At 66.6% G+C, this 25,203-nt stretch carries 16 protein-coding genes; 11 read left to right on the top strand and 5 right to left on the bottom strand.

What is annotated here, in order from left to right:
* The first annotated feature begins 120 nt into the window (after nt 1-120).
* From ACZ1I2_RS22870 to ACZ1I2_RS22855, 4 genes are all read left to right on the top strand, one after another.
* Nucleotides 121-2,457 carry a TonB-dependent receptor gene (locus ACZ1I2_RS22870; RefSeq protein ID WP_465175721.1) on the top strand — a complete coding sequence of 779 codons (2,337 nt, stop codon included), beginning with the start codon at nt 121-123 and terminating at the stop codon, nt 2,455-2,457.
* Nucleotides 2,458-2,513: 56 nt separating this feature from the next.
* Entirely contained in the window at nt 2,514-3,821 is a 1,308-nt protein-coding gene (locus ACZ1I2_RS22865; RefSeq protein WP_465181540.1) for an alpha/beta hydrolase family protein, read from the top strand.
* A 65-nt stretch (nt 3,822-3,886) separates the two neighbouring features.
* Entirely contained in the window at nt 3,887-5,056 is a 1,170-nt protein-coding gene (gene uxuA / locus ACZ1I2_RS22860; RefSeq protein WP_465175723.1) for a mannonate dehydratase, read from the top strand.
* Nucleotides 5,057-5,216: 160 nt separating this feature from the next.
* The gene (locus ACZ1I2_RS22855) at nt 5,217-6,965 is read left to right on the top strand and encodes a glycoside hydrolase family 2 protein (RefSeq protein WP_465175724.1); all 1,749 of its coding nucleotides are present in this window, start codon (nt 5,217-5,219) and stop codon (nt 6,963-6,965) included.
* A 49-nt stretch (nt 6,966-7,014) separates the two neighbouring features.
* Here ACZ1I2_RS22855 and ACZ1I2_RS22850 read toward each other — a convergent pair whose 3' ends face one another.
* Nucleotides 7,015-9,732 carry a TonB-dependent receptor domain-containing protein gene (locus ACZ1I2_RS22850; RefSeq protein WP_465175725.1) on the bottom strand — a complete coding sequence of 906 codons (2,718 nt, stop codon included), beginning with the start codon at nt 9,730-9,732 and terminating at the stop codon, nt 7,015-7,017.
* A 31-nt stretch (nt 9,733-9,763) separates the two neighbouring features.
* Nucleotides 9,764-11,602, bottom strand: a complete 1,839-nt coding sequence (locus ACZ1I2_RS22845) for a CocE/NonD family hydrolase (protein ID WP_465175726.1) — start codon at nt 11,600-11,602, stop codon at nt 9,764-9,766.
* A 111-nt stretch (nt 11,603-11,713) separates the two neighbouring features.
* Between ACZ1I2_RS22845 and ACZ1I2_RS22840 the strand changes: the two genes are divergently transcribed.
* Nucleotides 11,714-12,835, top strand: coding sequence for a CapA family protein (locus tag ACZ1I2_RS22840; RefSeq protein WP_465175727.1), 1,122 nt, complete (start codon nt 11,714-11,716; stop codon nt 12,833-12,835).
* A complete protein-coding gene (locus tag ACZ1I2_RS22835) occupies nt 12,832-13,851 on the top strand; it encodes a hypothetical protein (RefSeq protein ID WP_465175728.1) in 1,020 nt (339 codons plus the stop codon). Before ACZ1I2_RS22840 ends, ACZ1I2_RS22835 begins: the two co-directional genes overlap by 4 nt.
* Nucleotides 13,852-14,190: 339 nt before the next feature.
* Here ACZ1I2_RS22835 and ACZ1I2_RS22830 read toward each other — a convergent pair whose 3' ends face one another.
* Complete coding sequence (locus ACZ1I2_RS22830) at nt 14,191-15,192, bottom strand: LacI family DNA-binding transcriptional regulator (RefSeq protein WP_465175729.1); 1,002 nt, start codon at nt 15,190-15,192, stop codon at nt 14,191-14,193.
* 73 nt (nt 15,193-15,265) lie between these two features.
* On the opposite strand from ACZ1I2_RS22830, the gene ACZ1I2_RS22825 reads away from it, so the two are divergent.
* Nucleotides 15,266-16,432 (top strand): cytochrome P450, encoded by a 1,167-nt coding sequence (locus ACZ1I2_RS22825; RefSeq protein WP_465175730.1) that lies wholly within the window; start codon nt 15,266-15,268, stop codon nt 16,430-16,432.
* Nucleotides 16,433-16,568: 136 nt separating this feature from the next.
* On the opposite strand, the gene ACZ1I2_RS22820 is transcribed toward ACZ1I2_RS22825, so the two are convergent.
* Nucleotides 16,569-17,696, bottom strand: coding sequence for a CapA family protein (locus ACZ1I2_RS22820; RefSeq protein ID WP_465175731.1), 1,128 nt, complete (start codon nt 17,694-17,696; stop codon nt 16,569-16,571).
* Complete coding sequence (locus ACZ1I2_RS22815; RefSeq protein ID WP_465175732.1) at nt 17,696-18,973, bottom strand: MFS transporter; 1,278 nt, start codon at nt 18,971-18,973, stop codon at nt 17,696-17,698. The genes ACZ1I2_RS22820 and ACZ1I2_RS22815 overlap by 1 nt, the downstream gene beginning before the upstream one ends.
* 93 nt (nt 18,974-19,066) lie before the next feature.
* Here ACZ1I2_RS22815 and ACZ1I2_RS22810 point away from each other — a divergent pair, with 93 nt between their 5' ends.
* From ACZ1I2_RS22810 to ACZ1I2_RS22795, 4 genes are all read left to right on the top strand, one after another.
* On the top strand, nt 19,067-20,464 hold the full coding sequence (locus ACZ1I2_RS22810) for an MmgE/PrpD family protein (protein ID WP_465175733.1): 1,398 nt from the start codon (nt 19,067-19,069) through the stop codon (nt 20,462-20,464).
* Nucleotides 20,465-20,550: 86 nt separating this feature from the next.
* On the top strand, nt 20,551-22,782 hold the full coding sequence (locus ACZ1I2_RS22805) for a TonB-dependent receptor (RefSeq protein WP_465171901.1): 2,232 nt from the start codon (nt 20,551-20,553) through the stop codon (nt 22,780-22,782).
* A gap of 166 nt (nt 22,783-22,948) precedes the next feature.
* On the top strand, nt 22,949-24,415 hold the full coding sequence (locus tag ACZ1I2_RS22800) for a hypothetical protein (RefSeq protein WP_465175734.1): 1,467 nt from the start codon (nt 22,949-22,951) through the stop codon (nt 24,413-24,415).
* Complete coding sequence (locus ACZ1I2_RS22795; protein ID WP_465171903.1) at nt 24,412-25,176, top strand: OmpA family protein; 765 nt, start codon at nt 24,412-24,414, stop codon at nt 25,174-25,176. Before ACZ1I2_RS22800 ends, ACZ1I2_RS22795 begins: the two co-directional genes overlap by 4 nt.
* Nucleotides 25,177-25,203: the final 27 nt, after the last annotated feature.

Genomic DNA, 25,203 nt, shown 5'->3' with positions numbered 1-25,203 from the left:
ACGGGTGGTGCGAAAGTCATTGTCAGGCAGGGCTTGCAACTGGTCAGGCCATTTGATAGCCACCGACTACAAAGAAACGGGCGCGGGCATTCGTGATCCGACGCCAAGGGGAGGATCAAGATGGGAAAATTCCACCAGACCGTTTGCCTGAAGGCGCTTGCCGCGTCGCTGGCGCTGGGCGCGACGCCGGCGATGGCCAAGGCCGACCCCGCCGCCACGCCTCAAGCCGATTCGGCCGCGGCACCGCAAAGCGCGCCGGCCGAAGCAGCGCAGACCGGGCTCGAACCCAACGACATCATCGTTACCGCGAACAAGCGCGCCGAGAATGTGCAGAATGTGCCGCTCGCCGTGTCCGTGCTGTCGTCGGCGCAGCTCCAGGCCTCTGGTGTGCGCCAGTTCTCCGACCTGGGCCGTATCGCGCCGTCGTTGACGGTGCGTCCGGCCGAACATCCGGTCAACGCCAATGTGTCGCTGCGCGGCGTCGGCACCTTCGCCTTCGGCATCGGCGTCGAGCCGAGCGTCGCGGTGCTGGTCGACGAAGTGCCGCTCGCCTTCCAGGCGCGTGCCTTCACCGACCTGCCCGATGTCGAGCGGATCGAAGTGCTGCGCGGGCCGCAGAGCACCCTGTACGGCAAGTCGGCCTCGGCCGGCCTGATCAACATCATCACGCGCCAGCCGACCGACAGCTTCCATTTCCGCGCCAATGCGCTGGCGACCACCGACAGCGAATATGGCGGCAATTTCAGCGTGTCGGGCCCGATCAGCCCGGAACTGGGCTATGTCCTGTCGGCCAGCTATTCCAACTGGGACGGCAATGTCCGCAACCTGTTCAACGGCAAGAAAGTGAACGGGCGCGAGGCATTCAACACCCGCGCCAAGCTCCGCTGGGAACCGACCGACAACGTCACCGTCACCCTGTCGGGCAATTATCTCAACGGCAATACCAGCGTCGGCCGGCCGTTCATCCGCATGGACCCGACCGCCTTGTTCCGCGGTATCGCAGGCCAGACCGCGGCGGTGGCGATGCCCGGCGTGACGATCAACGAGGACAATCAGAACGTCAGCAACAATTACGACGCGCGCACCAAATATGAAGGCGGCGGCGGGTCGCTCCGCGCGGAAGTCGGGCTGGGCGACATGACCCTGGTGTCGATCAGCTCGTACGACAAGTTCCGCCTCAACGACTTTCTCGATCAGGACGATACGTCGTCCACGACTCCCAGCGGCAGCAACATCCAGGTCGGCACGTTCCACTCGACATTGTTCACGCAGGAAATCCGCCTGCTCTCGCCCGGCGACAAGCCGTTCCGTTATACGGTGGGCGCCTATTATGCGAATGTGAAGTTCGACCGGCCTTTCCTGCGCGGCCCGGCTTTCTCGCTCGCCAACTGGTTCGCGACGTCGAAATCGGAGCAGATCGCGGCCTTCGCGCAGATCGACTGGGAGATCGTGCCGCATCTGACCCTGACCGGCGGCGGCCGCGTCCAGAACGAGAAGATTGCCTATACCTTCAAGGACAATCTCGCGGCCGTCGGCGCGCCGTCTCTCTTCAGCGGCCGTGCCGAGGATACCGCGGGCACCTATCGCATCAGCGGGCGCTACGAAGTCACGCCCGACATGATGGTCTTCGCGACCTATTCGACCGGCTACAAGGGCCAGACCTATGATCTGACCACTGGCTTCAACGCCAACCGCGCCAACGCCGGCCCGATCAGGCCGGAACGGTCGCGCGACTGGGAGCTCGGCGCACGCATGCAGTTCCTCGACCGGCGCGTGACGGCCAACCTCACCTTGTTCAACACCGATTATGAGGATCTGCAGGCGCAGACGATCGAGACGCTGACGGACGGGACCAGCAATTTCCGTCTGACCAATGTCGGCGGACTGAACACCAAGGGCGTGGAACTCGACACCTCCGCACGGATCGGCAACGACCTCAATCTTGGCGCGTCGGTCGCCTATCTCGACGCGAAATACACGTCATTCCCGCGTGCGCAATGTTATCCCCTGCAGACGCCGGCACAGGGATGCGTGCCGGCGGTGCCGGCGGCGCCGCCAGTACCGGCCCAGCCCGCTTATCAGGTCCTGACCGACCAGCGCGCGGTGCAGGCGCCGGAGTGGAAATTCTCGGTCAACGCCGATTATTCGCCGTCGCTGGGCGGCGATCTGCGCGGCATCGTCCAGGCCAGCTGGCAATATCAGAGCAGCGTCTATTATGTGGCGGAGGATCCCCAGACGTTCCAGCCGGCCTATGGCATCGTCAATGGCGGGCTCGGCGTACGCGCCGAGGACCATAAATGGGAGGTGGTCGCTTTCGTCAACAACCTGTTCGACAAGCAATATTTCCCCTCCCTGGTCAACACGGCGGGCAATTTCGGCAACAAGCTGGCAACGCAGGCACTGCTGCCCCGCGACTTCCGTCGCTATGGCGGTGTCCGGGTTGGCGTGAATTTCTGAAGGCAGCGGGGGGCGCACACCGCCCCCGCTGTTCTCCAACGGATCGGGAGCAAGAAATGTTTCGTGTTGCGCTGCCGGTCGCGATGGCGGGTGCCGTTGCACTGTTGTCGGCGAGCGCGCCGGCAGCGGACGCGCCGGCGAAACCCGCCGTCGACGCGCCGGAGCTTGCCGCGCTCGGGTCCTACCCGGTCGGCGTCGCCGCGATCGAGATCGTCCAGCCCGGCCAGGCCGATCCGCTCCAGGGCCAGGACAGGCCGGCGATCGTCGACCGTCACCTGCCGCTCAGAATCTGGTATCCTGCGGCCATGCCGGGGCGCGGCACGGTCTACCGGTCGGCGCTGCCCGGGGAGAAAGGCACCGACATCGCCTTCACCGTTCCCGGCATCGCCACACCGGACGCGCGCGCCGCCCGGGGCCGGTTCCCGCTCGTGATCCTGGCGCATGGATACAGCAACACGCCGGAGGTCCTGTCGTGGCTCGGCGAGAATCTGGCCAGCAAGGGCTATGTCGTCGTCGCCCCGGCCTTTCGCGATCCGCCGATCACCATCCGTACCGCCGCCGCGGCCGCTGGCCCGATCGCCCGACGGCCGCTCGACATCGCGTTCGTCGCCGCCGAGGCGCAGCGGCGCGCGCGGGCGGGGCAGGGGCCGTTCGCCGTCGCCGATGCCGATCGTACCGCGCTGATCGGCTATTCGATGGGCGGTTACGGCGTGCTCACGGCCGCGGGCGCTCCGCTCGATCCCGCGCTGGCCGGGGCCACGCGCGACGTGCTCGCGCCCTATGTCGCGGGCGGACCGAAGGCGGGCGAGTTGAAGGTTGCCGGCCTGAAGGCAGTGGTCGCGATCTCGCCGCCGCGTGCGGTGCGCGGCGCTACCATGTGGGCGGCACCCGGCGTCGCCGCGATTCAGGCACCCACCCTGTTCATCGTCGGCAGCCAGGATCGTACCGTCGGCTATGATCCCGGCGTGCGCACGCTGTTCGACGATGAGGTGCATGCGGCACGCTATCTGCTGACGTTTCGCGAGGCGGGGCACAGCATCGCCCTGATCGGGGCGCCGCCGGAAATGCGGAAGAGCTATTGGGACCAGGACTGGTTCGAGGATGCGGTGTGGCGCAAGGACCGGCTGATGGCGATCGAGGCGCATTTCATCACCGCCTTTCTCGACCGCTATGTGAAGGGTGACATGACCAGGGCAGCCTATATCGACGGCCTCGTGCCCAATTCGAACGAGGGCGTCTGGTCCGACGCGCCGCCAGGTCGCTATGCCGGCTTCAGCCCCGGACCTCCCGCCGCCACCTTGTGGAAGGGGTTCCAGCCGAACAAAGCCTCGGGCATGTCGCTCGAGTTCAAACCTGCGTCCTAGACGTGACGCGTAAAGCAGCCGGCCCCGCGCGGTGCGCGCCGGAAAGGGAGTAAAGGCGTATGTTGATGACGCAGACGATGCGCTGGTTCGGGCCGTCCGATCCGGTGTCGCTGCGCGACATCCGTCAGGCAGGCGCGGCCGAAGTCGTAACCGCGCTGCACGAGGTCGCGAACGGCGAGGTCTGGACCCGCGAGGCGATCGCGGCGCGCAAGGGCGAGATCGAGCGGGCAGGGCTTGGCTGGACCGTGGTCGAAAGCCTACCGGTGCACGAAGAGATCAAGACCCGCGGGCCCGGATGGGACCGACTGGTCGAGCGCTATTGCGCAAGCCTGCGCAACCTCGCGGCATGCGGCATCACCACCGTCACCTATAATTTCATGCCGATCCTCGACTGGACGCGGACCGATCTGGCCTGGCCGCTTCCCGATGGCGCGCTGGCGTTGTGCTTCGAGCTGGAGATGGTCGCGGCCTATGATCTCCACATCCTGCGCCGGCCCGGCGCCGACGCTTCCTATACGCCGGCCATGGTCGAAGGCGCGACGCGGCGCTTTCACGCCATGGACGCGGCGACGCGCGACAGGCTGGAGCGGACGATCATCGCCGGCTTGCCGGGCAGCGAGGAGAGTTTCACCTCCACCGCGCTGCTCGCCGCGATCGAGACCTATGCCGATGTGGATGCGGAGCGCCTGCGCGCGAACCATGCCGACTTCCTGGCCGCGGTCTGCCCCGTCGCCGATGCGCTGGGGCTGCGGCTGGTCGTCCACCCCGACGATCCGCCCTTCCCGATCTTCGGCCTGCCGCGCGTGGTGAGCACCGAGGCCGATGTCGCCTTGCTGTTCGCGCGCGTGCCCAACCCCTCCAACGGCCTGTGCTTCTGCGCCGGATCGTTCGGCGTGCGCGCCGACAACGATCTGCCCGGCATGGTCGATCGGTTGGGCGACCGGATCGGCTTCTTCCACCTGCGCTCCGTGCAGCGCGAACCGAACACCGCCTTTCACGAGGCAGCGCATCTCGAGGGTGATGCCGGGATGGTCGACATCGTGGCGGCGGTCCACCGCCTGCAGCAGCGAAGCGGCCGCTCGATCCCGATGCGCCCGGACCATGGCCATCAGATGCTCGACGACCTGACCAAGGTCACCAACCCCGGCTATTCGCTGCTCGGCCGCATGCGCGGGCTGGCGGAACTGCGCGGACTCGAACGCGGGATCGCGCATGCGACCTCCGGAATATCATGACGACCGGCGATGGGAGACGGATGTGCTTAACCGAATGAAGGCCGCATGGCTCATAGCCGCGGCCGTTTTGTGGGCAGACCCAATAGCCGCACAGCAGGCCGCCCCCCCCTCGCTTCCCAAATCGACGGCTCAGACCGGGCCGTTGCTGGTTTCCGCCGACATGCGGCAGGGCACAGATCTGTCCGGCGCCTGGCATTATTCGATCGATCCGTACCGCTCCGGCCTGGCCGGCTTCCATGGCGAGACGCCCGACAAGGGCCAGCAGCGTTACCGCGATGTCGATGTGCGCAAGGAAATGGCGCAGGACAGCCGCGTCCTGTACGAGTTCGACCTCGCCCGGTCGCCGGTCACCACGCTTCCCTCGTCCTGGCTGACCGAGGCGCCCGAGCTGCGCTATTATCAGGGTCTGATGTGGTATCAGCGCAGCTTCCCGGTGCAGGCGCAGCGCAAGGGGCGGATGTTCCTGCGCTTCGGCGCGGCCAACTACGCCACCGTCGTCTATCTCAATGGCCAGCCGGTCGGGCGCCATGAAGGCGGCTTTACGCCCTTCGCCTTCGAGGTCACCCGCCTGTTGCGCGACGGCGACAACCAGATCACCGTCGGCGTGGATTCGCAGGCGACCGAGGCGACCGTGCCCCCGCCCGTCACCGACTGGGAGAATTATGGCGGCATCACCCGGCCGGTGCGGCTGATCTCGACGCCCGACACCTATGTCGACGATGCCTGGGTCCGCCTGACCCGCGACGGGCGCATGGCGGTCGATGTGCATCTGGACGGGCCGCAGGCGGCCAATCGCGCGGTCCGGCTGCGCGTCGCCGAGCTCGGCCTCGACCAGGCGGGCACGACCGACGCCGCCGGCAACTGGCGCGCGACCATGGCCGCGCCGCGCGCGCTGGTCCGCTGGTCGCCCGAGCGCCCCAAACTCTATGACGTGACGATCGCGAGCGGCGACGACCAGTGGCGCGACCGTATCGGCTTCCGCACCATCGAAGTGCATGGGGCCGACATCCTGCTCAACGGCAAGCCGATCTTCCTGCGCGGCATCTCGCTGCACGAGGAGGAACTGGGCAGCGAGCCGACCCGCGCGATCAGCCCGGCAGCGGCACGCGCCCTGCTCGGCGAGATCAAGGACGGGCTGCACGGCAATTTCGTCCGCCTGGCGCATTACCCGCATTCCGAAATGATGACGCGCACCGCCGACGAACTCGGCCTGCTCGTGTGGAGCGAGGTGCCGGTCTATTGGCTGGTTGCCTGGTCCAACCCGGATACCCTGGCGACCGCGCGCAACATGCTGGCCGAGAATATCCTGCGCGACCGTAACCGCGCCTCGATCGCGATCTGGAGCGTCGCCAACGAGACGCCCGTCAGCGAGGCGCGCAACATCTTCCTGCGCACGCTGGTCGGCGATGTCCGCCGCCTCGACGATACGCGGCTGGTCAGCGCGGCCTTGCTGGTCGAGCGCTCGAAGGACGCGAAGACGCCGACCATGACCATGGCCGATCCGCTCGCCGAGGTCCTGGATGTGCTGGCGATCAACACCTATAATGGCTGGTACACCAACGACCGGCTGACCGACCTGCCCGGCAGCGTCTGGAAAGTGCCCGCCGACAAGCCGCTGGTCTTCTCCGAATTCGGCGCCGACGCGCGGGCCGGGTTCCACGACCTGACCGGTCCGCAGAAATTCTCCGAGGAATATCAGGCGGATTATTACCGCGCGACGCTCAAGATGGCGGATTCGGTGCCGACCTTGCGCGGCATGTCGCCCTGGATCCTCAAGGACTTCCGCTCGCCGCGCCGGCAGAATCCCGACTTCCAGCAAGGCTGGAACCGCAAGGGGCTGATTTCCGAGACCGGGCAGCGCAAACAGGCGTTCGATGTGCTCGCGGCCTATTACCGCGCGAAGGAGTAACCAGAGCGCGCGCTCCCTTGCGGAAGCGCGCGCTCCGCCCCCTTTGACCTCAGAACTTCATGCGGGCCGATGCCGCAAACAGCCGGCCGATCGGGTTCGACGCGGAGGCGTCATAACCGCCGCTGCCATTGCCCGATGGCGTCAGGTTCACATAAGGCGGATCGGCGTCGAACAGGTTGCGGACCTCCAGGCCGACGGTGAGTTTGCCGCCGAACGGGCCCTTGTCCGCACCGCCGACCGTCCAGGCGAGGCTGAGATCGACAGGCGTGTAGCTCGCCACCTTCTGGTTCGGGGTGACCGCGTTGTTGGTATATCCCCCGACATGAGTTGCGGTGAGTTGCACCCGGAACGGATCGATGTCCCAGGCGACGCTGCCGCGCGCCTTGAACTTCAGCGGGAAGAAGATGGTGTTGAGCCGGTTGATCGGCGTGCCCGCGGGTGAGATCGCCGCTTCGAACCGGGTCAGATAGGTCCCGCTGGCGTTGACATTGAACGTGCCGGTGGATGCCGTCGCCAGCCGCCAGTTGGCGGTCACGTCGATGCCCTCGGTGTTGGAGCGGCCGAGATTGTTGTTCCGCCCGTCGACGAACAGGGTGACGTTGTTGGGATCGCCGCCGGGGAAGACGCCGCCGCCGATGCCCACGCCCTGGGCGAGCAGGGCGAGCACGCGGTCCCGCGCCTGGGTTCCGCGCAGGATGATGCCGGTGCCCGCAAACTGCGCCTCGCGCGTCAGGATCGCCAGATCGGAGAGATAGGTGTCGACCTGGTTGATATATTCGACGTTGAAATAGGTGGCGCTGAGCCGGAGGCCCGGCGTGATGTCCCAGTCGCCGCCGACCGACCAGGTGGTCGCTTCTTCCGGCTGCAGATTGAGATTGGGGCCGGAATAGGCCACGCCGACCAGCGGCGCGCCGCCGGCCGGGTTCTGGTAGTTCTGAATGAACAGCGCGTTGCTGTTGCCGTAGATCTGCGAGATCAGCGGGGCGCGGAACGAGGTGCCGTAGCTGCCGCGCAGGGTGAGGCCGGTAACCGGCGACCAGTTGACGCCGAACTTCGGATTGGTGGTCGACCCGACATCGCTATATTTGTCGTAGCGGATGGCGGCGTCGATCTCGAGCTTCCGGAAGAACGGGATCGCGTTGTCCGCGCCGAATATCGGCACGAGCAGTTCGGCATAGCCCGAGTCCACGCGGCGGGTGAAATGCCGGAAGACGATGGGCGTGGTGGGCACGCCGCGCGCCGACCCCAGATCGACGGTGATCTCCTGTCCTTCATAGCCCGCCGCGACCTTCACCCCGCCGCCGGGCAGGCGGAACAGCGTGCCGTTCACCCGCGCCTCATAGCCGTTGAACTTGTTGAGCGTGGGGGAGAAGGACACGAAGTTGCTGATGGCCAGCAACGTCGCCTCGCTGGTGCGGCCGAGACCATAGGGGTCGAAGGCCGTGGCGGGATTGCTGCTGGCGAGTGCCGCGTTCAGGGCCGCGTTGTTCAGGCCGCGCGTCTGGTCCGCCTGGTCGTTGCCGCGGCCATAGGTGAAGATGCCTTCCACCTGCCAGTCACCGGGCAGCTTGATGCGGACACCCGGCGTGATCTCCCAATTCTCGGCCGACCCCGGATTGGCGTTGCGCGGCAGGTCGTTCATGAAATTATAGGCGATGGTGTAGCTGGTGCCGGCGAAGCCGGCCGGGCGCACGAAAAAGGCATTGGTTTGCGGGACCGTCAGCGTCGCGCTCGACTCCGCCGGATAGCGCAGGAATTTGCGCTTCGAATAGAAGCCGTCGGCGAAGACCGTCAGCCAGGGGGTGATCTCCTGCGTGAAGGTGCCGTTGACCGAGTCATAGGTCTGTTGCGGGAACAGATCCTGCCCGATCAGGTCGTCGCAGCGGTTGGTGGTGCCCGCGACGAGGCTGGCCGCGCTCGCCTGGGTCACGCCGGCCTTGGGGATCGCGTAGTTGACGCCGCCGGCGGTGATGGTGCCGGGCGCGCACCGCGTGACGCTATAGTCGTTGCCGCCAAAGGCGCGCTGGTCCGAGCGGAAGAAATCACGGTCGTCGCCGTTGAGGGCGGAGCGATAGACATGCTCATAAGCGAGCATTGCCTGGCCCGTGTCCCAGACCTTTCCGGCCGCGATGCCGAGCTGATATTCGGAGAAATCGCCGCGCCCGCCGACGCCGTAGCGCGCGCTTGCCTCGACGCCGTTGAGGGTGCGGCGCGGGATGAGGTTGACCACGCCGGCGACCGCGTCGGATCCGTAGATCGCCGACGCGCCGTCGGCGACGACTTCGACGCGTTCCAGGCCGAGCGTCGGGATGGCCGAGGGATCGAAGGCGCGGCTGTTGTTCACCGCGCGGTGGCCGTCGACCAGGATCAGGGTTGCATAAGGGCCGATGCCGCGCAGATTGACGCTGTTGCCATAGGTGATGTTGCCATTGCCGCCCGACTGGCCGCGCGAATTCTCGCTGACCCCGAGATCGAAGACCTGCGGGATCTGCTTGATCAGCCGGTCGGTGGTGACCGCGCCCGAAGCGATCACGTCCTCGCGGCCAAGCGCGATGACCGAGGAGCCGACCGGCGCCGCGCCGCGCAGGCGGCTGCCGGTGACGACGACTTCGCCGGCGACTTCGTCCTCGGCAGTGGTGGTCGTCGGGCCGGCGGCTTCCTGCTGGCCGGTGGCCGGGACCTCCTGGGCCTGTACGCCGGTTGCCCAGGCCAGCGCGAGCAGGGCGACGCCCGATCGGGCAAAGATCTTAGCGGTGTGAGCCTTCATTCTGTCTCTCCCCTTGGTGCGCCCGCCTTGCTCAGCGGAACGTCGGTTTCGTCGTGAATGGAATGTCGATGCGCGAGGCGTCCCTGCCGCCGCTGACGATGGTGAAGACCGGCGGCGGGTCCTGGCGGATCTGGGCCAGGTTACGCTGGCGCGGATCGGCGCCGGCCAGGGTGACGCGCAGCCGGTGGCCCGCGGCGAAGGTGTAGGCGCGCGGCACCATCGAGAAGGTCAGGGTCGCCGGCTTGCCCGGCACCATTGGCAAGGCGTCCGCCTTCAGCCCCGAATGATAGGGCAGGTCGAGCCGGTCGTACGGCGCCCTGGACAGCTTGCGGTGCGAGGCGGCGAGCCGGCCGAACGAGACCATATAGGCCTTGCCCGCCGGGTCCACGTCCTCGAGATAGGCGAACAGATTGGCGTCCGGGCGGTCGAGCGCGGTGGTGATGGTCGCGACCGGATAGCCGGTCATCGCGGCGTCGGCGGCGAGCGGCGGACTGGTGAAGCTCGGGCCCTTGCCGAAGGGCGAGGGCGGCCAGAAGGCGAAATATTCGCCCTTCGCTACATCGTAATCGACGGTGAAGATGCGCTTGCCGTTGCCTGGCCTGGCGGGCGACAGGTCGCCCTGCGTCGTCGCGGAGAGGTAGAGCGGTGAACGGGCCACGCCGATGCCGGGTGCCGTCGCCGACGCGACCATCGCGCCGGTCCCGCCCGGGGCCTCGTGATACCAGCTGTAGCGCGGGCCCCGTTCGAAGCCGTTGTCGATGCCCTTGAGATAATGGTCGAAGAAGCGGCGCTGCTCGCCGGCGATGTCGAACTGCTTCGGGCCGACGCAATGGCTGCCCGGCCCGATCAGCATGCGCGACGGGATGTTGACGGCGTTGAGGATCATCTGCTCGGTCGGCTCGTCCTGCCAGTTGCTCCACAGCAGCCAGGCGAGCTTCGGGTCCTTGAGCGCCTTGAGATGGGTATAAGGCCCGACCTCTTCCCAATAGCGGTTGCCGGTCAGCGGCGACACGCTGTCGCGATAGGGCATGGTCTCCCATAATTTCGCCATCGGCGTGTTGCCCGCGTGCTCGGCGACCGCGGTCTTGAGCATTGTGCCGTCGCTGTCCGCGTCGACCGGCACGCTGGCGAGATCGACATCGAGCGGCTCGTCGGGGCGGGTGTTGAACTGGCCGGTGATGCCGCCGTTGCGCACGAAGCTGTATTTGTCGATGTCGGTCGCGGCGGCGAACACCGCACGGAGCGCCGGTGGCGAAGCGCCCGCCACGAGCATCGAGGTGCCACCGAGATAGGAGCAGCCGGTGATGCCGACCTTGCCGGTGGACCAGGACTTGCCCGCGAGCCACTGAATCAGGTCGTAACCGTCATGCGCCTCGGTCTGGTCGAGGAAGCCGCGCCGCGCGCCGAACGAGGCACCCTTGCCCCGCACGTCGGCGGTGGCGACGACATAGCCCGATTTCACCAGCGTGCGCAGGCCGAAGATCGGCGAATCGACCAGCTCGACCGGCTTGTGGTCCTTGTCGAAATAACGCGCGCGATAGGGGGTGAAGGCGAAGACGATCGGCAACGGCGTCTCGACCGGCTTCCCGTCGACCACCGGGCGATAGATGTTGACCGCGAGGCGCGTCCCGTCGCGCACCGGCACGTAGAGCGAGCTGCGGGTCACATCGCTGTAAGCCATTGCAGCGGCGGATTCGGATGCGGCGATCGCGCTCATCGGCGTGGCCAGAAGGGAGATACAAGCGAGCGCTGCGGTGATCCGCGCGCGTCCCGACACAGGGCCTTTTCCGATCACCGGCATCTCCTCCATCGCGGCATCCCACGCCTCTTCTGTCGAGAGACTCGTCGCTGCCTGAGCAGCAAAGATCATATTTAGTGGATATATTCAACGGTTATATTACGAAACGATATTTCACGGACGGCCGACGAGATATTGCAAGCGCTTGCATAATCTCCTAGCCCACAGGCGAGAGGATCCTGCATGCCCCTGATTCTGGCGACCGGTGACATTGCCCCAGACCGGGACGATGCGGACGAATGCTTCGCGGCGACGCGCGACGTGCTGCGCGAGGCGGACCTGGTGTTCGGCCAGCTGGAGACCAGCTTCGCCGAGCGCGGCACGCGCCTGCCCCAGGCGCGGCATGCCGTGCTGACCAGGCCGGAGGCTGCAGCCGCCGTTGGGCGCGCCGGCTTCGACATCATCTCGATGGCGGGCAATCATGTGCTCGACTGGGGCAATGAGGCGCTGTTCGAGACGATGGGCAATCTCGCCGCAGCGGGCATTACGGTGGTGGGCGCCGGCGCCACTATCGCCGAAGCGCGCAAACCCGTTTTCTCGACGCTGAGCGACGGCACGCGGATCGCGACGCTGGCTTATTGTTCGATCCTGCCCATGTCATACTGGGCCGATGAGCGGCGGCCCGGCTGCGCGCCGATGCGGGCGCACACCATTTACGAGCAGATCGAGCATGACCAGCCGGGTACCCCGCCGCGGGTGCACAGCTATCCGCACCGCGACGATCTCGCGGCGATGGAGGCCGATATCCGGGCCGCGAAGCAGCAGGCCGATGTGGTCATCGTGTCGCAGCATTGGGGCATTCATTTCGTGCGCGCCTCGATCGCGGATTATCAGCGCGACGTGGCGAGGGCGGCGATCGCGGCCGGCGCCGATGTGATCCTGGGCGGGCACGCGCATATCCTGAAGGGCATCGAGTTCATCCAGGGCAAGCCGGTCTATTACAGCCTGTGCAATTTCGCCTGCGACCTGCGCATGGATCCGGCACATGCCGCGAGCAAGAGCTTCAAGGAGATCCAGGCGCTGGCCGAGGACTGGGTGCCCGATTTCGAGAGCCTGTATAATTTCCCGCCCGCCGCGCGCATGTCGATGATCGCGCGGATCGAGGTGAGGGAAGGCAAGGTCGTGGAGACGGGATTCCTGCCTTTGTGGATCGACCGCGACGCGGTGCCGCGTATCGTGCCGCCGGAGGATCCGCGCTTCGGCGAGGTGATCGATTACATGACCGCAATCACGGCGGAGGCCGGGCTCAACGCGCGGTACGAGATCGCCGGCGACCATGTCGTCATCGCGGGTCCGGCGCAATGAGCCGCCGCCTGCCGATCGAGCTGATCACCCTGCTCTATTTCCTGAGCTATCTGCCCAACATCATCATGACCAAGCTGGTCACCACCGCACCCAATGCCGGGCTGGGGCGACCGCCAACGGGGCTCGAGACCTTGCCCGCGTCGCTGATCGTCAGCCTGGTGCTGACCTATGTCTTCATCTTCGTGTCGGGCTGGCACCGCGATGCGCATGGCAAACAGGTCGGTGGACTACGCGTGCCGGTGTGGACCCGGTCGACCTTCCTGTCGGGCATCGGCACGGCGCTGGTGCTGTTCACCGTGCCCCTGTCCTTCACGTTCGAAGGCGTGAGCATCCCCTTCATCCAGTTGCTGATGCGCGGCGACATCCTGATCATCGCGCCGCTGGTCGACCTGATGTTCGGGCGGCGGGTGCGCTGGTGGAGCTGGGTCGCGCTGTTCATGGTCGCGGTGTCGCTCGCGTTCGTGGTGCAGCAGCGCGGTGGATTCCATCTGCCGCCGCTCGCGATCCTGACGGTCATTCTCTACACGGTCGGCTATTTCATCCGCCTCGCGGTGATGACGAGCACGGCGAAGAGCGGCGATCCGGCGCTGGTGCGGCGCTATTTCGTCGAGGAGAAGCTGGTCGCGCTGCCGCTGTCGGTGGCGGCGCTCGCCATCCTGTCGTGGAGCGGGATCGGCGCACAGGCCGGGCAATTGAGCTGGGGCTTTATCGCGGTGTGGAGCGATCCGGTGGTGTGGTGGCTGATCGGCATCGGCACCACGCTGACGATCATTTCGATCTTCGCCGCGGTGATCCTGCTCGATGCGCGGGAGAACAGCTATTGCGTGCCGCTGGAGCGCGCGTCGAGCCTGCTCGCGGGCATTGCCGCTGCCTATCTGCTGGCATGGTTCTGGGGCCTGAAGGCACCGACCGCGGCCGAGACGATCGGGGCGGCGATCCTGGTGGCGGCGATCATATTGCTGTCGGTGGCGCCGCGTTTCTCGCGCGCGAAGGTCGAGGCCCGGGCGGAGGGCTGACGGGTCCTTAGCCTGCACTCAATACCCCCGTTCGTTTCGAGCGAAGTCGAGAAACAGGCCTCAAGTGCTGAGCAAGGTTTCTCGACTTCGCTCGAAACGAACGGTTGGGGGTGGTGGCGTCAGGTCGCCAGCGATCAGGCTGTGCGCCGTCTGTCGTAGCAGTGGCGTCGCCTCACCGCGTTCGCGCCGCTGATCTGCGAAGCGGTGGAGCGCCTCCTCGACGGGCGGTTCGAGGGTGCCGGGGTGTTGGCGCCGGGCGCTGCCTTCGACGCACCGGATCTATTGCGGGCGCTTACGCCCGAGTATCTGACGGTCGAGCCCAGACTCGCTCGAATGCCGTCAGGCGCTTTCGCGGACGATCAGGCGGAAGCCGACATCGATGAGGCGGTTATCGATCTTCTCGCCGGCGGTGCGGCGGCGGAGCAGGCTGACCGCTTCGCGGCCGATGCGCGCGCCGTCGATATCGATGGTGGTGATGGTCGGGCGCATCTCGGCGGCGACGGCGAGATTGCCGAAGCCGACCACGGCCAGCTCGTCCGGCACGCGCACGCCGGCCGCCATCGCCTCGACCAGCAACCCCTGGGCGAGCCAGTCCGAGCTGCACACGACGACGTCGGGGCGATTGTCCAGCTCGCGCAGCGCGCGGAACGCGGCGCGGCCATGGCCGAAGCGGGTCTGGCTGGCGAACATCTGTTCGGTCGGGGTGTCGCCGCCGGCGGAGGCCCAGTCGTCGATGAATCCCTGGCGGCGCTCCATCGCGCGCGTGCCCGAAGCGGTCAGCAGATGCGGCCGGCGATAGCCGCGGCCATGGACGAAGCGCGCGATATCCTGCCCGACCGCGCGGTGCGAGAAACCGACCGCGACGTCGATCGGGTCGGTCGGCAGGCCCCAGGTCTCGATCACCGTCGCCTCGCGCCGGCGCATCAGATCACGCGTGGCGGGATCGGAGACGATGCCGGTCAGTATGATCGCATCGGCGCGGCGCGCGAGCGCGGCCGAAATGAGGCTTGGCATGCGCACATTGTCGACCCCGGTCAGCCCGAGCATGACGATGTCGCCGCTGGCGGACAATTCGTCGACCATTGCCTCGACCGTCGCGTTGAAGATCGACTGGGCGACATCGGGCACCAGCAAGGCGACCAGCCGGCTGCGGCTCGATGCGAGGCCGCCGGCCATCAGGTTCGGAACATAATGGGTGGCGGCGACGGCGTCGCGGATGCGATCCGCGGTCGCGGTCGCGACCATCGCCGGGTTGTTGAAGAAGCGGGATACGGTCGCCGACGAAACACCGGCGATCTGCGCGACATCCTCCAGTTTCGGAATCTTGGGGCTGTCGGTCATTTTCCTACGCTAACCGGGAAAGACTGGCGCCGAAAGCCGTTGCAAGCGCTTTCATCATCGCTTAAGCGAAGCTATGCAAGACTTCGATCCCCTGCTTCCCGAGACGTTCGACAGCGCCCAGGCCGTGTATCGCGACCTGCGTGATCGTTGCCCCGTGGCGCATAGCGACGCCTGGGGCGGCTTCTGGGCGCTGATGAAGCATGCCGATGTCGCGGCGGCCGCGGCGGATAGTTCCACTTACATCACCTCGAAGCAGAATGTCGTGCCCGCGGTCGCCTTTACCGGGCGCCGGCCGCCGCTGCATCTCGATCCGCCCGAGCATACGCCCTATCGCCGCGCGCTCAGTCCGCTGCTGACCGAGCGCAAGGTGGCGCCGCTCGAACCGGTGATCCGCGAGATCTGCATCAGCCTGCTCGATGCGATGGCGGCGAAGGGTGGTGGCGACATCTGCGAGGAATTCTCCGCGCGCATGCCGATCCGGGTGTTCGCCACCTGGATGAACCTGCCGCAGGAGCAGATCGATTCGCTCGCCGAAGTCGGCCGGCGCTACAATATCGCGGTTCAGTCGAACGACATGGTCGCGACCAAGGAAACCAGCCTGCTGCTCTACGAGATGGCGCGTAAGCTGGTCGCCGATCGCAAGGCCGCGCCGCTCGATCCGGCCGACGATGCGACCAGCGCCTTGCTGGCGACGCGGGTCGATGGCGCGCCGTTGCCCGACGAGATGATCGTCGGCACGATCCGCCAGGTGCTGGTGGTCGGCATCATCGCGCCGACGGTGATGATCGGCTCGATCGCGGTGCATCTGTCGCGCGACCAGGCATTGCAGGCAAAGCTTCGCGCGGAGCCGGCGCTGATCCCGGCGGCCGTGGACGAGTTCCTGCGGCTCTACACGCCCTATCGCGGTTTTGCCCGGACGGCGACGCGCGACATCGAACTGCACGGGCGCGTCATCCCGGCGGGCGAGCCGATCGCGCTCGTCTATGCCTCGGCCAATCGCGACGAGGATGTTTTCGAGGACGCCGAGAGCTTTCGGATCGACCGGCCGAACATGAAGGATTCGCTCCATTTCGGGCGCGGCACGCATATGTGCGTCGGCGCAGCGCTGGCGCGGCTCGAACTGGTCGTGGCGCTGGAGGAGATGATGGCGCGGTTGCCGTCGTTCGATCTCGCGGGCGAGGTGGTGCCGACGCGCTTTCCGGAGATTGGGGCGCTGAGCGTGCCGTTGCGGTTTGCGTAGAGCAGAACCCTGTTAGCGGGAATCACCTCTCCCCGTTCGGGCTGAGATTGTCGAAGCCCTGCCTTTCTCTTCCGCAGAAGAAAGAACAGCCCTTCGACAAGCTCAGGGCGAACGGAGGGAATTGCGTTTCCAGGCTTTATACGCATCCCTTAGGGGTAAGCCGCAATTCGTCGCCATCAATCGCGATGCTCGTCGCCAGCCCTTCGGCCGCCGTCACCTCCACCAGATAGTCAAACACCCGCGCAAAGAGCGGATCGCTGGCCGCTAGCGGCCGCGGCGCACTGTCGTCGCCGATCCAGCATGGCCGAAAGCGTACTTCGGCCACCTCCCGATCACGCACCACCAGCCGCGCAATGCCGGTAATCCGCGTCTCCTCCGGCAGCATATAGGTGGCATCCATCGTCCAGCTCGGATTGAGACTGACGAGGTGGCGAAAGGAGTCGGTGTCGACGATTGCCGGGTCCCAGACATGCGGCTGCTCGATCGCGAAATTGCCCAGGCTGTAGAAGATCGGCTTGCCGCGGTGGAAGCCCACGCCCTTCATCAGATGCGGGTGATGGCCGAGGATCGCATCGGCGCCGGCCTCGATCGCGGCATGGGCTACCTCGATCTGATATTCGGCGAGGCTGCCGCGCACCATGTGGATGCCCCAGTGCAGCGAGACCAGCACGATATCGGCCCGGGCCCGGGCCGACCGGATCGCGGCGAGCAGGGCGGCGAGATCGGCGCGGTCGGCATGGCTGCGGATGCGGGCGGGGGTGCCGGGCTGATCATGCTCGATCTGCTCGTAGAAGGTGTGGGCGCGCAACGGCGCGCAGCCGGGTTTGTCGGTGCGGGCGGCATAGCCCTCCGGCAGGATCGAGCTGGCCGCGATCATCGCGATGCGGACGCCGTCATGCTCCTGGATCACCGCCGCGCGCGCCTCGGTCAGGCTGGCGCCGGCACCGGCCAGCAGTACGCCGGCATCCGCCATGTGACGCAGCGTGTCGTCGAACGCGTCATAGCCCCAGTCGAGGCAATGATTGCCGGCGAAGGACATCATGGTGAAGCCGGCTTCGGCCAGGGCGGGGGCGAGGACCGAGGGCGCGCGCATCGCAAGCTTCGCATTGGGCACGATCGCGCCGCGATCCGACACGGTCGTCTCTAGCTGGCCGAACACCACCGGTGCTTGTTCGAGCAAGCCAGCAAGGGGCGCGAACATCGAGGCGAGATCGTCGCGCTTCGCCCCGACATCACCGACCGCGAGGATGGCGAAACCGGACATCACGCGGCGGCCTTTGCCTCATTGCCGGCCGAACGGCGCAGGATCAGGACGATCGTCGCGGCGAGCAGCAATATGCCGGCGATCAGCCAGATCGGCGCGGTGAACGCGCCGGTCTTCTCGCGCACCAGCCCGACCAGATGCGGCACGATCAACCCGCCCGAGCTGCCGGCGATGTTGATCGCGACCGCCCCTACCGCAAAGGTCGCGGGCGTGAACATCCGCGTCGGCAATGCCCAGAAGGCGCCCTGCGCCGCGCCGAGCGCGGTCCCCGCCACAAACAGCGCGACCAGGCCGAGCGGCGTCGCGCCGGCGGCGGCAGCGCTCAGGATCGCCAGCGCAGCCACTGTCGCCGGGATGGCGATGTGCCAGAAACGCTCCCCGGTGCGGTCAGAATGTTTCGAGTTGAAATAGATGCCCAGCACATTGCCGATCCAGGGCAGAGCATTGACCAGGCCGATCTCGAACGGCGTCAGGCTGGTCATCTGCTTCACGATCTGCGGCAGCCAGAAGATGACGCCATAGGAACCCGACAACAGGCAGAACCACAACAGCGCCGAGGCCCAGACCAGCGGCTTGCGCAGCACGCTCCAGTCGTTCGCCTGCGCCGTGTCGCGGCGATTGGCGGCGTTGCGCGACAGCCAGTCCTTTTCCTTCGCATCGAGCCAGGTGGCGTCGCCTGGGCGGTCGGGGAAATAGAAATAGGCGGCGATGCCGAACACCAGGGTCGGGAGTGCCTCGCCCAGGAACATCCAGCGCCAGCCGGCCAGACCGAAGGGCGGGTCCATGCTCATCAGCCAGCCCGACAAGGGCCCGCCGATCACGATCGAGAGGGGAATGGCGATCATCGGCATGGCGAAGGTCGTCGCGCGCTCGCGCTCCGTGGCGAACTGGCTGAGATAGAGCACGATGCCGGGCGCGAGGCCGCCCTCGGCCAGGCCGAGCAGCACGCGCAAGGTGTAGAATTGCCAATGAGTCTCGATAAAGGCCATGCCGCCGGCGCAGACGCCCCATAATAGCGCGCAGGCCGCCATCCAGCGCCGCATGCCGATACGCTGCTGCAGCAACACGCTGGGATATTGGCCGGCGAGGAAGCCGACGAACAGGATGCCCGCGCCGAAACCATATTGGCTGGGGGTGAAGCCAAGATCGGCATTCATCTGCAGCGCGGCGAAGCTGACATTCACCCGGTCGATCGAGCTGAGCAGCATGAACAGGATCGTCGGCAGGATCAGCCGCCACCGGATCTTGCCCGCCATCGCCTGCAACCCAGCTTCCATATGTCCCGCTCCCGCCAGAATCGCCATTATGTGCTCGACAGGCTCATTGCCGATGCGGCAAGGCGACGCAAGCGCTTACATTAGAGGATTCCCGTGGATCAGGCCGGCTCACTGAGCGAAAGACTCGCCGATCACATCGCCGGCTTCGATGCCGGACGGCTGAGCGACGCGACGCTTCACGCAGCGAAGCGGGCACTGCTCGACGGGCTTGGCGTGATGCTCGCCGCGAGTGGGACGAGTCCGGAAGTCGAGCCCTTCATTGCCTATGCCAGCGCCGGCGGGCCGGGCGAGGCGAGTATCCTGGGGCGCGGGGTGACGACCAGTGCATCGCTTGCTGCGCTCGCCAATGGCGCGATGGCGCATGCGCTGGACTTCGAGGACGCGTTCGACGCAGCGCCGAGCCATCCCAATGCATCGTTGCTGCCGGCGGCGCTCGCCGTGCTGCAGACCGGCGCGCCGGTGTCCGGCCGCGATCTGCTCGGCGCGATCGCGATCGGGTGCGACCTGGTCTGCCGGCTGGGGCTGAGCCTGCGCCGCGAGATGGAGGCGGGCGGCTGGTATCCGCCGCCGATCCTCGGTGTGTTCGGCGCGACCGCCGCGGCGGCGCGGTTACGGGGATTGTCCGCGCGCCAGACGCTCGATGCACTGTCGCTGGCTTTGTGCCAGGCAAGCTGCCCGGGCGAGATCAAATATAGCCGCGACACCGTGATCCGTGCGGTGCGCGAGGCATTGCCGGCCGAGGCGGCGGTGCGGGCGACCGCGCTCGCGACGCTCGGCGTGCGCGGCTTCGATGCGCCGTTCGAGGGCAAAGGCGGGTTCTTCCGCCTCTATGCCGATGGGCGATATGAGCCGGCGGATCTTCTCGACGGGCTGGGCGAGCGGTTCTGGATCGAGCAATTGAGCTTCAAGAAATGGCCGGCCTGTCGCGGCACTCATGCCTATATCGAGGCAGTACAGGCGCTGCGCGCTGCGCATGGCTTTGCGCCCGGGGATGTCGCTTCGATCGTGGCGACCGGCGGCGAGGTGCAGGTGATGCTGGTCGAGCCCGCTGCCAGCAAGCGCGCGCCGGCAACGGCGATCGACGCGAAATTCTCGATTCCCTTCACCATCGCCGCGGCGCTGATCGATGGGGAAGTGACGCTCGACAGCTATGACGCCGCGTCGCTTGCCGATCCGCGCAAGCTAACTGAGGCAGCCAAGGTCAGCTTCGAACGCCATCCCGACTGGGGCCGTGAGCGCGCCGCGTCGGGCGGACTTGCCGTCATGCTGAACGACGGAACCCGGCTGGAGCATTGGGTCGACATGGCCGCGGGCCATGTCTCGCGCCCGATCGACGATGCCGCGCTCGAGGCGAAGTTCGTCGATTGTGCGGGCCGGGCGCACCAGGCGCTGACGGCGGACGCGGCGGCGGAATTGGCGGCGGCGATCTGGTCGCTCGACATGGCGCCGGACGCGGCAAAGGCCCTGTCCGGCATTAGTTATATGCCATAATGAAAACGCTTGCAGCTTCGCACCACAATGGTAGTAAGCGGCCTTAGCCAGGGCGACGCAAGGGCGCCGGCGGTCAAGCGAGGAGGATGTCCGTGACCCCATTTTCAAAGGCGATTCTTCTTACCGGCGTGACTGGCCTTGCTGTCGCGCTGGCCGCGATGCCGGCCGAGGCGCAGAGCGCCGCCGCGCAGGACCAGGTTGCCAGCCCGTCGGCACCCGCCGCCGATCTCCAGCCCCAGGCGGAGGACAATGGCGGGCTCGAGGATATCGTCGTCACCGCCGAGCGCCGGACGCAGAGCCTGCAGGACGTGCCGATCTCGGCCACCGTGCTCAACGCCGCCGATATCTCGCGCAAGGGCGTCAACAATCTCGCCGACATCCAGCAGGTCGCGCCGTCGATCGCGATCAACACCTTCAACCGGTCGACCTTCATCAACATCCGCGGCGTCGGCATCGCGCAGTCGGCGCCGACCTCCAACCCGGGCGTCGCTTTCTATATCGACGGCCAGCTGATCCCGCATGAGCAGTTCATCGGGCAGAGCTTCTTCGACATCGCCTCGATCGAGGTGCTGCGCGGCCCGCAGGGCACCTTGACCGGGCAGAATTCGACCGGCGGCGCGATCTATGTGCGCACGCCCGAGCCCGAATTCGATGCCTATTCCGGTTTCGTCGACGCGACCTATGGCAATTACGACACGTTCAAGCTGGTCGGCGCGATCAACGTGCCGATCAGCGATGAAGTCGCGTTCCGCGTCGCGGCGACGCATGACGAGCGCGGCAGCTTCACCGACAATATCGGGCCGAGCCCGAGCACCCCGGGCAATAGCAGCCTCTATGCCGGGCGCTTCAACCTCGCGGTGCGCTCGCCCGACGAGGTGCTGCGTGCCAATCTGCGCGTCGACTATTTCGATTCCAAATCGGACAATAATGCGGTGAAGCGCCGCAACGATCTGGTCTCGTCCAATCCGTTCGTGATCGAGGAGGATGCGCGGTCCTTCCAGAACCAGCATGGCGGCAAGCTGTCGGGCGAAGTGAAGATCAAGATCCTCGATGGCGTCGATCTGCGCACCATGGTGTCGTACCAGGATCTCCATACGATCGACCAGACCGACGGCGATCGCACCGCGACCGCTCTGCCGCGCCCACCGGCCAATGCGGTGGGCCGGGTCAGCCTGGTGTCGACCGACATCAATACCTTCATTGGCGAAGTGAACCTGCTGTCGACCGGCAAGGGCAATTTCAACTGGGTGGTCGGCGGCTTCTATCTCGACGAGACGGTCGACACCTTCTCGCAGCGCGACAACAACCACACGACCGACTTCATCTCGTCGACCTCGACCTTCAAGACGAGCGCGAACAACATCACCAAATCGGTGTTCGGCCAGGTCAACTGGTTCGTGACGTCGCCGCTCGAGATCGTCGCCGGTGCGCGCTATTCCGACGATACCCAGATCTACAACCGCCTCATCCCGGCGGGCGCTGTGCCGGCCGGGGCGAGCCTGGTCGCGACGCAGCATTCGACCAAGGTGACCGGCAAGGTCGGCATCAACTACCATCTCGGCCGCAACCTGCTCTATGTGACGGCGTCGCAGGGCTACAAGGCGGGCGGCGTCAACCTGACCATCGGCACGCCCAATTTCGGGCCGGAAACCAACCGCGTGTACGAGGCCGGATTCAAGACTCAGTTCCTCGACAATCACCTGCGCGTGAACGGCGACGTCTTCTATTCCGAATATAGCGACATCCAGCTGTCGAGCCTGCTGAACGGCCTGCCGGTCACGCAGAACGCGGCCGCCGGCAAATCCTATGGCGCGGAGCTCGAGGTCACCGGCCAGTTCGGCGGGCTGAGCTTCAACGCGGGCGGCGGCTATCTCCATGCCCGGTTCGACGGCAGCACCTGCATCACCGACACCAATTCGGCGGGCACCGATGCCGGCTGCCCGACCAATTTGCGGCTTGTGCCGGACGGCCGGGTGCTGCCCTTCTCGCCCGAATGGACGATCAATGCCGGTGTCCAGTACGAAATCCCGCTGGGCGGCGACGAGCGCTCGCTGACGCCGCGCGTGCAATGGTCGCATCTGTCGGAACAGGTTGCGACGCCGTTCCCGAGCTTCAACACGATCGTGCCGAAGCGCGACGTGTTCGATGCCCGGCTGACCCTGCAGATCAACCGCAACTACAAGCTCGAAGGCTATGTCGCGAACTTCACCGACACGCGGTACATCGCCTCGCAGATCCAGAACTCGTCGAGCGCCGATGGCGGCAGCATCTATGGCGCGCCGCGGACCTACGGCATCCGCGCGGTGGCGAAGTTCTGATGATGGTTGCCGGCCGTTCCATCTACCCGTGCTTCCCCGGCGAAGGCCGGGGTCCAGTTAGGGGGCAGAAGGGAACGGGCGCTGCGCGTAGTTACCTCGGCCATCCCAACTGGGCCCCGGCCTCCGCCGGGGAAGGGACAAGGGGTGAAGGCGGGTACGCGTTCCGATGAAGTTCCGCGCCGCCCCCATCGCACTGTGCTTCTCCCTCGCCGCGTTCGCGTCGGGCGTCGCGGCGCAGGCGGATTATGGCGACGCCTGGTGGGCGCCGGACAGCGGGCGGACTTTCCCCGCGCGGGTCGATTATGCCGACAGCACGGGCAGCCTGCGCGTGCTGCTGACGGGCGGGCCGATGGAGACGAAGGGCCATCCCTTCTTCACCGCGACCGGGCCGCATGGTCGCGCCTGCGTCACCTGCCACCAGCCGGCCGACGCGATGAGCCTGTCCGCTGCGACCGCACAGGCGCGTTGGGACGCGACCGGCGGCAAGGACCCGCTGTTCGCTGCCTATGACGGGTCGAACTGCCCGACCCTGCCGCAGGGTGAGCGCGCATCGCATTCACTGCTGCTCGACCATGGGCTGATCCGCATCCAGCGCCCGTGGCCGCCCAGGGACGCGGCGGGCAGGGCGATGACGCCCGATATCACGATCGAGGTCGTGCGCGATCCGACCGGATGCAATGCGGCGAAGGGCAGCATCTCGGTCTATCGCCGGCCACGGCCGGTCGCGAACCTCAAATATCTGCTGGCGGTCGGTTTCTATCACGATCCCAAGCAGGGCATGCCGCTGCCGCTCGATCCCGAGACGGGCAAGCCGCTGTCAGGCAATCTGATGGCCGATGGCCGCGCGAGCACCTTGAACGCACAGATGAACGATGCGTCGGCGACTCATCTAGAATTGCTCAAGCATATGGACGCGGTCGACATGGCGCGGATCGTCGACTTTGAGAGCCGGGTCTATACCGCACAACAGGTCGACAGGACGGGCGGCGCGCTGAACATCGCGGGCGCCGAGGGCGGCGCGGAGAAGCTCGCCGTGTCGAAGCCGGGCCAGCTCGGCAGCATCGGCAAGCCTGTGTGGAGCGAGTTCGAGGCCTGGGAGAAGCCGGCGCCGGGGCTTAGCCCCGAACAGGCGGCCTTTCGCGCGTCGGTAGCCCGCGGCGCGAAGATCTTCCGCGACAAGACGTTCCTGATCACCGACAGCGCGGGGATCAACTCGCCGGTCGGTTTCGGTAACCCGGTGCGCAATGGCTGCGCCTTCTGCCACAACATGTCGCAGATGGGGAATGATGTCGCGCCGGGCCAGGTCGATCTCGGTACGACCAACCAGCCCTTTGCCGATCCGATGCCGTGGCTGCCGCTGTTCCGCGTGACCTGCAAGGGGCCGCCGCATCCGCATTATGGCCGCGTCATCCTGACCAATGATCCGGGCTATGCGCTGACCACCGGGCGGTGTGCCGATGTGGGCAAGATCACGCTGCAATCGCTGCGCGGCCTGTCGGCGCGGGCGCCCTATTTCTCCAATGGGCTGGCGAAGGATCTGCGCGGCATCGTCGACTTCTACGAGCGGCGCTATTCCATCGGTTATACCGAGCAGGAGAAGCAGGACCTGGTCAACCTGATGAGCGCGCTGTGAAGACGGTCGCTGCCCTGCTCGCCATGGCCGCGGTGACCGGGGGCAGCGCGCCCGAGACGGTCCGCTTCATTGCCTGCCCGGTCTATCGCGATACGGACAGCGGCAAGAAATCCGGCTGCTGGCTGGTCGATGATCCTGCGGACGGGCGCCGCTTTGACGTCAGCCAGGCGCCGTCCAAGCCGGACTGGAACCATGAGGTGCTGGTCGAGGGCAGGGTAAGCGCTGCGCCGGGCGATCCGTGCGGTGGGGTGGTGCTCGAGCCGGTGCGCACCTCGATCCTGCCGGGCGCGTGCACGCGGCACATGCTGCCGGCCGAGAGCTACAAAGGGCGTCCGTTCGTGCTGCCCAAGCGTAACGTCGCGCCGATGTCGGCGGAGCGCGCCGTCCCGCCGGGGCCCTATGCGCCGACGACGTTCCACCTCTATTATGACTTCGATCGGGATTTCCTGATCTATCAATATGACGATTACCTGCTCGATCAGGCGATCACTTGGATTCGCGCGGCAAAGCCCAGGTCGATCGTCGTGACGGGACGCGCGGCGACCGATCCGGTGACGGTTTCGGGGCGCAGCATCGCCGAAGATCCGGCGATCGCCCGCGCCCGCGCCGACCGGATCGCTGAATCGCTGGTGAGGCTCGGGGTGGACCGGCACATCATCACCGTGCGGGCGGAGGGCAAGGCGGCTGCGATCGATGTCGATACGGCGGATGGGCTGGCCGAGCCGTCGCGGCGGCGCGTCGACATTCTCGTCCGGCCCTGACCGGCTTGCCACCAGCGACTTCAGCAT

The organism is Sphingomonas sp. BL-S-29, assembly GCF_055521495.1.
The sequence above is the reverse complement of the archived record's forward strand: the minus strand, read 5'-3'. Positions and strand labels throughout refer to the sequence as shown.